The sequence below is a fragment of the Acidobacteriota bacterium genome (genome assembly GCA_034211275.1).
Classification (GTDB): Bacteria; Acidobacteriota; Thermoanaerobaculia; order Multivoradales; family JAHZIX01; genus JAGQSE01.
The window spans coordinates 1-8,513 of the sequence record JAXHTF010000257.1; the positions used below are offsets into that span (position 1 = coordinate 1).

Annotated in this window: 5 protein-coding genes; 2 read left to right on the forward strand and 3 right to left on the reverse strand. The window is 67.4% G+C overall.

Annotated features, from left to right (window positions below):
• Positions 1-130: 130 nt before the first annotated feature.
• Positions 131-2,899, reverse strand: a complete 2,769-nt coding sequence (locus SX243_23970) for a VWA domain-containing protein (GenBank protein ID MDY7096044.1) — start codon at positions 2,897-2,899, stop codon at positions 131-133.
• A gap of 283 nt (positions 2,900-3,182) precedes the next feature.
• The gene (locus tag SX243_23975; protein MDY7096045.1) at positions 3,183-5,711 is read right to left on the reverse strand and encodes a VWA domain-containing protein; all 2,529 of its coding nucleotides are present in this window, start codon (positions 5,709-5,711) and stop codon (positions 3,183-3,185) included.
• A 32-nt stretch (positions 5,712-5,743) separates the two neighbouring features.
• Between SX243_23975 and SX243_23980 the strand changes: the two genes are divergently transcribed.
• Complete coding sequence (locus tag SX243_23980) at positions 5,744-6,934, forward strand: cysteine desulfurase family protein (protein ID MDY7096046.1); 1,191 nt, start codon at positions 5,744-5,746, stop codon at positions 6,932-6,934.
• Here SX243_23980 and rsmI read toward each other — a convergent pair.
• Positions 6,889-7,701 carry a 16S rRNA (cytidine(1402)-2'-O)-methyltransferase gene (rsmI, locus tag SX243_23985; GenBank protein MDY7096047.1) on the reverse strand — a complete coding sequence of 271 codons (813 nt, stop codon included), beginning with the start codon at positions 7,699-7,701 and terminating at the stop codon, positions 6,889-6,891. The genes SX243_23980 and rsmI overlap by 46 nt on opposite strands.
• An 83-nt stretch (positions 7,702-7,784) precedes the next feature.
• On the opposite strand from rsmI, the gene SX243_23990 reads away from it, so the two are divergent.
• Positions 7,785-8,513, forward strand: a 729-nt coding sequence (locus SX243_23990; GenBank protein MDY7096048.1) for a hypothetical protein, incomplete at its 3' end; no start/stop codon positions are given.

The window sequence follows — 8,513 nt, forward strand, 5'->3', positions numbered from 1 at the left end:
GACGGTGAAGGTCAAGCCTAGGCCCTCTAGGAGCTCGCGGCGGCGGGGGGAGCCGGAGGCGAGGATCAGGTGGGGCTGGCTTGAGGAGCCTGAGGGATCAGCAGAGGTCATGGAGCCGAGGCTGGGGGAATCAGGGGAAGTAGCCCTTGAGGGTGTTGGCGGTAAGGCCGTTGCCTTCGACCTGGACCTCGATACGGCGGAAGTCTTCGCCCTCCGCGGGGCTCTGGTAGGCCAGCAGATATTGAGAGCGGAGCTCCTCCTGAATCGACTCGTAGACCTTCTCCAGCTCCTGAGCGTCGTCGATGAAGAACGAGCGGCCGCCGGTTTCGCCGGCCAGGCGTTGGAGCTTCAGGCGGATGTCGGTGCTGCGGCCGCTCAGGTCGATGCCGACGGCGTAGATGGCGACGCCGGTGCGGCGGGCGTAGTCGATGACGTCGTCGTAGGTGTAGCGGCTGCGCACGTCCTCGCCGTCGGAGAGGAGGACGATGGCTCGCTTGCCGCTGATGCCGCTGAAGTAATAGAGGCCGTAGATCAGGCTGTCGTAGAGGGCGGTGTCGCCCTCGGCGGTGAGGCCGGCGAGGCCGCCGGCGAGGACTTCGAGGCTGTTGGTGAAGGGCACGGCGACATCCGGGCGCTCGTTGAAGGTGATCACCGCACCGCGGTCCTTGGGGGTGAGGACCTTTTCGAAGAAGCGCAGGGCGCCCTTCACCGCGTGGTCGAGGCGGGTGACCATGGAGGTGGAGACGTCGAGGAGGACGCCGGCGTGGATGGGCACGTTCTCCACCTGCTCGAAGCGGCGCAGCTCCTGCTCTTCTCCCTCCTCGAGGACCGTGAAGGCCTCCTGGGGCAGGTCGCGCACCGGCCGGCCGCGGCGGTTGAGGACGCTGGTGTAGAGCTCGACGATGTGGATGTCCACCTCGTCGACGATGTCCGGGGCGTTGACGAAGACGGCGTCTTCGGTGAAATTGCCGCCCTCCAGATAGCCGACGGCGCGGACGAAGGAGAGGGGCTCGTTCTCCGGGATCACCAGCGGCTGGATGAACGGCGGCTGGTAGAGGGTGGCGATCTTGTCGTCGTTGAGGAAGATCTCCACCCGGTCCAGGCGCTCGCCCTCGGGGACCTGGACCACGGCGTGGGCGCGCACGCTCTGGCTGTAGGTCTGGCCGCGCTGGGGCTCCACCAGGCGCACGTCGAAGCGGTGGGGGCCGGCGTTGATCACCACCTCGTCGGTGGCGAGGCGCTGGCCCTCGGCGCCGAGGGCGGTGGCGCGGACGGTGTGCACCCGGGGGGCCTCGCCGAGGTTGAGCTCGACGCTGTAGGGCGGGCGGCTCTTGCTGAACACCGGCTGGTCGTTGAGGCTGAAGTTCACCCGTTCGATGCCCTCGCCGCGGGTCAGGGCCTCCACCCGCAGCCGGCCTACCATCAGGGCGCTCTGGGGCGCCAGTACCTGGATGCTGTGGTCGCCGAGGGCGAGATCGGCGTTGGCCTCCGCGAGCAGGCGGGCGGAGGTGGAGGTGTCCCGGGAGCTGCCGGAGGCGACCTTCACCGACGGCGCGAAGTTCTCTACCCGCGGCACTTCCAGATCCATCACCTGGCGGAAGAAGCGCTCGCCGTTGAGATCCTCCACCTTGAGTACCAGCTGGAAGATGCCGGGGCGGAGGTAGCGCTGGAAGACCAGGGGGAGGATCTCCCGGGTCTCCCCGACGGTGCCGGGCTCTGTCGCTGAGCTGGCCTCCGCGGTGGTGGCGCTCGCCGGCGCGGTGTCCGGCGTCGAGGCCGGCTGGGCTGCGCCGCCTGAGGACGCAGGCTCGTTGGAGGCCGAGGCCGGAGAGGCGGCGGGAGACGCGGTGGGCTCAGGGCCGCCCGCCGCCATCAGCACCGCCTGGTCTTCGCGCAGGTTGAAGCGGTAGCGGAAGTGTTCGAACAGGCGGTCTTCGATGAGGATTTCGCCGTCGAGAACGAAGTTGTAGGAGGGGCGCTGCTCGAGGTCCGAGAGCTCCACCGACTCCACCGGCACCGAGATCAAGCCCTGGACCACCGTGCGGCTCTGGCTGCGGCCGGGGAATTGCAGCTCCACCTCGGCGGGGAAGGTCTCGGCGCCCTCCGGCAGGTCGGTGGAGAAGGCGACGAAGGTGCGCACCCATTCGTCGCCGGGATCGGGCATCAGGCCGCCCTGCTCTTCCACCAGGTTCCAATCCACCGTGTTGTCCAAGGCCGCCACCAGCTCGGCGCCATGCATACAGTTCTCTGAGATGCCCGCCAGCAGCTGGAGGTCCGAGGGCTGGGAGCCGACGGTCCAGTCGAGGAGCGGCTGCAGGCCGTCGGTGGGGTACCACAATTTGTAGGGAGAGTCTTCGCGGGCGCGTTCGCGGATGAAGATCAGGTGGAAGGGGAAGCGGATCTCCGGCGTGCCGTCGTAGCGCCACAGCTCCAGGCGCTTGAGGTAGTCGCTGCAGCGAATGGTGAGCCGCTGGACGGGCTCGCCGCAGAAACCCAGCATGCGCGCCCGGTCGTCGTTCGCGGCGTTGGTGAAAAGCTGGCGGGCGAGCTCCCGGTTGGCCTCCCAGCGCTCTTGGAATTCGTTGCGGGCGGTCTGGGGGAAGGGATCCCGCACCTGCCAGAAGCGGCGGATGAAGGCATCCCGCTGGTAGTCCTGGGTGAGGCCGAGGAAGACCGTCTCTTCCTCCTCGTTGATCAGCGCCTCGACCTCCTTGAGCCACGCCTGGTGACGGGAGGACATCTCCTGGGGTGCCCGGTCGAGGGTGGTGGCGGCATCCTTTTCCGGTTGCTCCGCCTCGGCGGCAGGAGGTTGGGCGGAGGCTTCGTCCTGAGGAACGGCCTCGAAGGCCACCAGCGAGGCGGCCAGCAGGACGGCGAGGAAGAATCGGTTGCGGAGCATCGAGGTGGCGATCTTAGCAGCCGGGACGGCTGTCCGAATCACCCGCGAGGATGAGAACAGGCCCTGACCGCCGATGAGGTGTAGGGGCAGGCCTTGTGCCTGCCCGCGTTGTTCTTCAATCTCCCGTGAAGGAGATTCTGAACTCGGGGTTGGGAGGCGCGAAGATCTCTGGGCGCGGGCGACCACGAGGGTCGCCCCTACCGGCCGGGTCAAGGTCGTTAGGGGCTGAAGCCAGCGAGCAATTGGGGCAGGTGTTTCCAGAATAGTCTCCAAGGAATGGTCCTCAGGGGTAGTAGCCGCTCAAAGTCTTGACCTCCAGGCCCGAGCGGTCGACCTTCAGCTCCACCTCCCGGAAGCTCGTCTCGCCGGTGGAGTTGGAGCTTTGGTAGGCGATGAGGTATTGGGAGCGCAGCTCTTCTTGAATGGTCTGGTAGATGGCGGCGAGCTCCGCCGGGTCGCGAATGAAGAAGGCCCGGCCGCCGGTCTCCTCCGCCAGCTGGCTGAGCTTGCGCTTGGCGCCGCCGTCCTTGGCGGCTTCTTTGAGGCCGATGGCGTAAAGGGTGACGCCGGCGCGGCGGGCGTACTCGAGGGTGTCGTCGAAGCTGAAGCGGCTGGCTTCGTCCTTGCCGTCGGAGAGCAGCAGCGCCGCCTTCTGGCCGCGGATGCCGTTGAAGTAGTAGAGGGTGAAGATGAGGCTGTCGTAGAGTGCCGTGCCGCGCTCCGCCTTGAGCCCCGCCAGGCCGCCGGCGAGGCTGTTGACCTCGTTGGTGAACTTCACCGCCAGGTTCGGACGGTCGTTGAAGGTGATGAGGGTCGCCCGATCCTTCGGGGTCAGGGTGTTCTGGAAGAAGCTCAGAGCCGCCTGTTGCACCGTGTCCAGGCTTTCGTCCATGGAAGCGGAGACATCGAGCATGATGGCGGCGTGGAAGGGTAGGTCCTTGACTTGCTCGAAGCGCAGGATCTGCTGCTGGACGCCGTCCTCGAAGACCTGGAAGCTCTCTCGGGTGAGGCCGTCCACGGGGCGTTTGTCACGGTCCAGAACGGTGGTGAAGAGCTCGACGAATTGGACGTCGACTTCTTCCAGATACTCCGGGGCGTTGATGAAGACCAAATCCTCGGTGGAATTGCCGTCGGGCTGGTAGGCCACCGCCCGTACGTAGGCGATCTCCCCCTCCGGCGGTACCACCACCGGCTGGGTGTAGGGCGGCTGGTAGAGGGTCGCCAGCAGGGTCTCGTTGAGGTAGAACTCCACCCGCTCCACCGTTCCGTTGTCCGGCACCGAGACTTCCGCTTCCGCCAGCAGGCTGTCGGTGTAGGTTCTGCCCTTGCGCGGCTCCACCAGGCGCACGGCGAAGCGCTGGCGGCTGGCGTTGACCAGGATCTCGTCGCTGGCGATCTCCTCGCCGGCCTCGTCATAGCCCACCGCCCGCAGCTTGCGGGTACGGGGCAGGTCGCCCAGGTCGACATCGACGCTGTAGGGCGGGCGCTTCTTGGTCAGCACCGGCTTGCCGTCGACGAAGAAGGTGACTTTGTCGAATTCCTCACCGGTGGTCAGGGTGTCGAGGCGCATATAGCCGGTGTGGAGCTCGCCGTGGGGCTCGATGAGCTGCAGCGTGGTCTCGCCGCTGCTGATGGCGGCGTTGGCTTCTCGCAGCAGGCGGGCGGTCTCCGGGTCCGCCGGCGGTGGCGGAGGTAGGTCTTTGTCCAGCTCCGGGACGATGAGGGCCTGCTGCGTGCGGAAGAATTTCCCCGAGTTGAGATCCTCGAGCTTGACGATGAGGGTGTATTCGCCGGGACGCAGGGTGCGCTGGAAGACCATGGGCAGGGTGTCGCCCTGGACCTCGCCGGAAGGCAGATCGAATTTGTAGCGGAAAGCCTCGAAGAGCTCTCCTTCCCGTAGCACTTCGCCGTTGAGCAGGAAGTTGTAGGAGCGATAGTCCGCCAGCTGGGAGGTCCCCGCTTCCGCCCGGGGCACCCGCAGCACTCCCTGGGTGACGGTGCGGCTCTGCTGGCGGCCGGGGTATTGCACCGCCAGCTCCGCCGGCAGCGGCGCGGCATCCTCCGGGAGGTCGGTGGAATAGGCGTTGAAGGTGGCCACCCACTCGCCGCCGGGGGGCTCGGGGCGTTCTTCGATGCGCATGAGGATCAGCGGGAAGCCGGTGCGGCCCTCGTTGAGGGTCCAGGCGATGGCGGTGACGATGAAGCGGCCGTCCTCGCAGAAGCGCTCGATCTCCGAAAGATCCGGCGGCGCGGTGCGGTCGACGAACATGGTGTTGAAGAGTCTCTCGAGACCGTCGGTGGGATACCACAGGCGGAACGGGCCGACGTCCCCGGGGCGCACGAAGATGAGGAAGAATTGGAAGCCCACCGTGTCGCTGCCGTCGTAGAACCACACCTCCATGGGGTAGAAGCGGGTGGGGCATTTGACCACCAGCCGGCGCAGCGGGGCTCCGTTGAGCAGCAGCAGTCGGGCGCGGTCGTCCTCCAAGTTGTCGAAGTTGCTGCGGGCGTAGTCCACCCGCTCCTCCCAGCGGCGCTTGAATTCGTTCCGCGCCGTCTCCGGGTAGGGATCCCGCTCCAGCCAGAAGCGACGGATGAAGGCGTCCCGCTGGTATTCCTTCTCCAGCCCCAGGAAGGTCTCCAGCTCGTCGTCGCTGATCAGGTGCTCGACGATGATGAGCCACTCCCGATACTCCGGGGCGAGCTCGGCGATCTGCTTTTTCTCGGCGCGGCCATATTCCGCGAGAGCGGCGGTGGCGGAGAGCAGCAAGAGGGCGAAGAGGACGGTGAGGGAACGATAGCGGGATGGCACGATGGGCGAGATCCTTTCGTCGTCTGAGCGGTGTGGACAGCTACAATAACAGCGCGATGGAGCACTTATATTTCGACCACAACGCCACCACTCCCATGGACCCCCGGGTGCTCGAGGCCATGCTGCCCTGGTTGCAGGGGGAGCACGGCAATCCGTCCTCCGCTCACCGCTTCGGCCGCAAGGCGCGGGAAGCGGTGGAGAAGGCCCGAGAACAGGTAGCCCAGCTGCTGGGAGCCCGGCCGGAGGACGTGGTCTTCAACGGTTCCGGCACCGAGGGCAACAACACGGTGATCCTCGACCGTGGGGCGTTCGCCGGTGATCAGGAGGGCGCTCCCGGGCATATCGTCTTCGCCGCCTTCGAGCATCCTTCAGTGGGGGCGGCGGTGGCACGGCTGGAGGAGCGGGGTGTGGAATCCACCCGGGTGGCTCCGGGAGCCGATGGCCGCATCGCGCCGGCGGCGGTGGAGGCGGCCCTCCGGGAGGACACCCGGCTGGTGTGCGTGATGCTCGCCAACAACGAGCTGGGAACCCTGCAGCCGGTGGCGGAGCTGGCGGCGCGGTGCGCAGAGAAGGGGATACCGGTGCTCTGCGATGCGGTGCAAGCCGTCGGCAAGGTGCCGGTGCGGGTGGAGGAGCTGGGGGTCGACTATCTGACCCTCGGGGGCCACAAATTTCACGGCCCGCCGGGAGTGGGAGCCCTATGGATTCGCCCCGGCCGTAGCGTACGCAGCCTGCTGCTGGGCGCCGCCCAGGAGCGCGGCCGGCGGGCCAGCACCGAGAACGTGCCGGGAATCGTGGCGTTGGGGGCGGCGGCGGAGCTGGCGCACCGGGAGCTGGATCAGCGGTCAGAGTTCTTGCGCGGGCTGCGGGATCGCTTCGAGGCCGGACTGGCGAGCTTTCCCGCCGCGGTTGTGCATTGCGCCGAGTCTCCGCGTTTGCCCCACACCAGCCACGTGGCCTTCCTCGGGGTGGTGGGGCAGGAGCTGATGATGGCGCTGGACGAGGAGGGGATGGCGGTCTCCACCGGCGCTGCCTGCGGCTCCGGCAGCCCCAAGCCCAGCACCACGCTGGTGGCCATGGGGCTCGACGACGACGAGGCCATCGCCTCCCTGCGCATCAGCTTCGGCATGACCAACACGGAGGATGAGGTAGATCGTCTGCTGGCGGCGCTGGCGGCTCAGGTGGAGCGTTTGCGGCGGCGGCCGGCCCCCCGCTTGCGCTGAGGCCGGCGGTTCTTTCGAGATCCGGCCGTCTCGGTCTCCTCTTCGGCCGCCTCTCCGTCTTCGCGGCCGGAAGATTCCTTCCTCGATGGTTTTTCCGGCGGCCCCACCACCACGACGATCTCACCCTTGATGGAGGGGCGCTCCGCCAGCCCGTCGTGCAGCTCTTGGAGCGATCCCCGCAGAACTTCCTCGTGAATCTTGGTCAGCTCCCGGCACACCGCCGCCGGCCGCTCGCCGAAGATCTCCGCCGCGTCCTCGAGACTGGCGAGGAGGCGATGGGGAGCTTCGAAGAAGATCAGCGTGTGGTCGAGCTCGGCGAAGCGGCGGAAGAAGGTGCGGCGTTTGCCGCCCTTGGGGGGCGGGAAGCCACAGAAGGTGAAGGGGAAGGGCGGCAGGCCGGAGACCACCAGCGCCACCAGCACCGCCGAGGCACCGGGGAGCGCCGTCACCGGAATCTGCCGTGCCGCCGCCTCGCGCACCAGAACGAAGCCCGGGTCGGAGACCAGCGGCGTGCCCGCGTCGCTGGCCACCACCACCGTCTGACCGTCCTCCAGCGCCCGAATCACCCGCGGCAGGCGGCGCCGCTCGTTGTGCTCGTGGAGCGAAAGTAGGGGCCGTTTGAGGCCCAGCTGGTGCAGCAGCCAGCCGGTGCGCCGGGTGTCCTCGCAAGCCACCAGGTCCGCTTCCTCCAAGGCCTGGCGCGCCCGGGGCGTCAGGTCTTCCAGGTTGCCGATGGGGGTGGCGACGACGAGCAGTTTTCCGGTCATGGGTTCTCCCGAAGATTTCCCGGATCTTCTCACGCAGGCTCTCGAGGAGGGATGGCCGGCCGCTATGAGAAGATCTCCGCATCATGATGCAACGCCTCAATACCTGCCCGACCGCTTCCGCGCCGCTGGGGACCTTCACCGCCGTTCTCGTTCTCGTGCTGCTCTGGATTCTGAGCCCGGCCTTCATCGAGGCCCAAGAGCCTCTGGGCGAGAATCAGCTGGAGGATCGGGTGCTGGCGGTGGTGGACGAGGATCCGGTGCTGGAATCGGATCTCGAGCGGCTGGTGGCGCTGGGGCTGGTGGCGCCGGAGCCGGAAGAGAGCCAGGATGCCTTCCACCGGCGGTTGCTGGACTCTCTCATCGAGCAGCGCCTGCGCTTCCACGCCATCGAGCGCTTTGGCTTCGAGGAGATCCCGGTGCAGGCGGTGGAGCTACATGTGGCGGAGATCGAGGCGCGCTTCGAGGATGCCGCAGCGTTTCGCGATGAGCTTGCGCGTTTGGGGCTCGACCAGCAGGCCCTGCGCCAGCTTCTCACCCGCCAGCTGATGGTTTTGACCTACACCGAGGAGCGGCTGGGGCCGCGCATCTTCATCCGCGACGAGGACATCAGCGCGTATTACCGCAACGTGTTGGTGCCCGGTCTCGGCCCAGGCACGGAGGTGCCGCCGCTGGACGACGTGCGCGAGTCCATCCGGCGGGTGCTGCGGGAACAGCGCCTCAACGAGGAAATCCGCACCTGGACCGACGAGTTACGAGAGGAAGCGGACATCCGCATCTACGCTGACGCCCCGCGGGACCTGCCGCCGGTGGCT

Coding starts and splice junctions, on each gene's coding strand:
- SX243_23970 (MDY7096044.1), bottom strand. CDS start 2,899: ATGCTCCGCAACCGATTCTTCCTCGCCGTCCTGCTGGCCGCCTCGCTG.
- rsmI (MDY7096047.1), bottom strand. CDS start 7,701: ATGACCGGAAAACTGCTCGTCGTCGCCACCCCCATCGGCAACCTGGAA.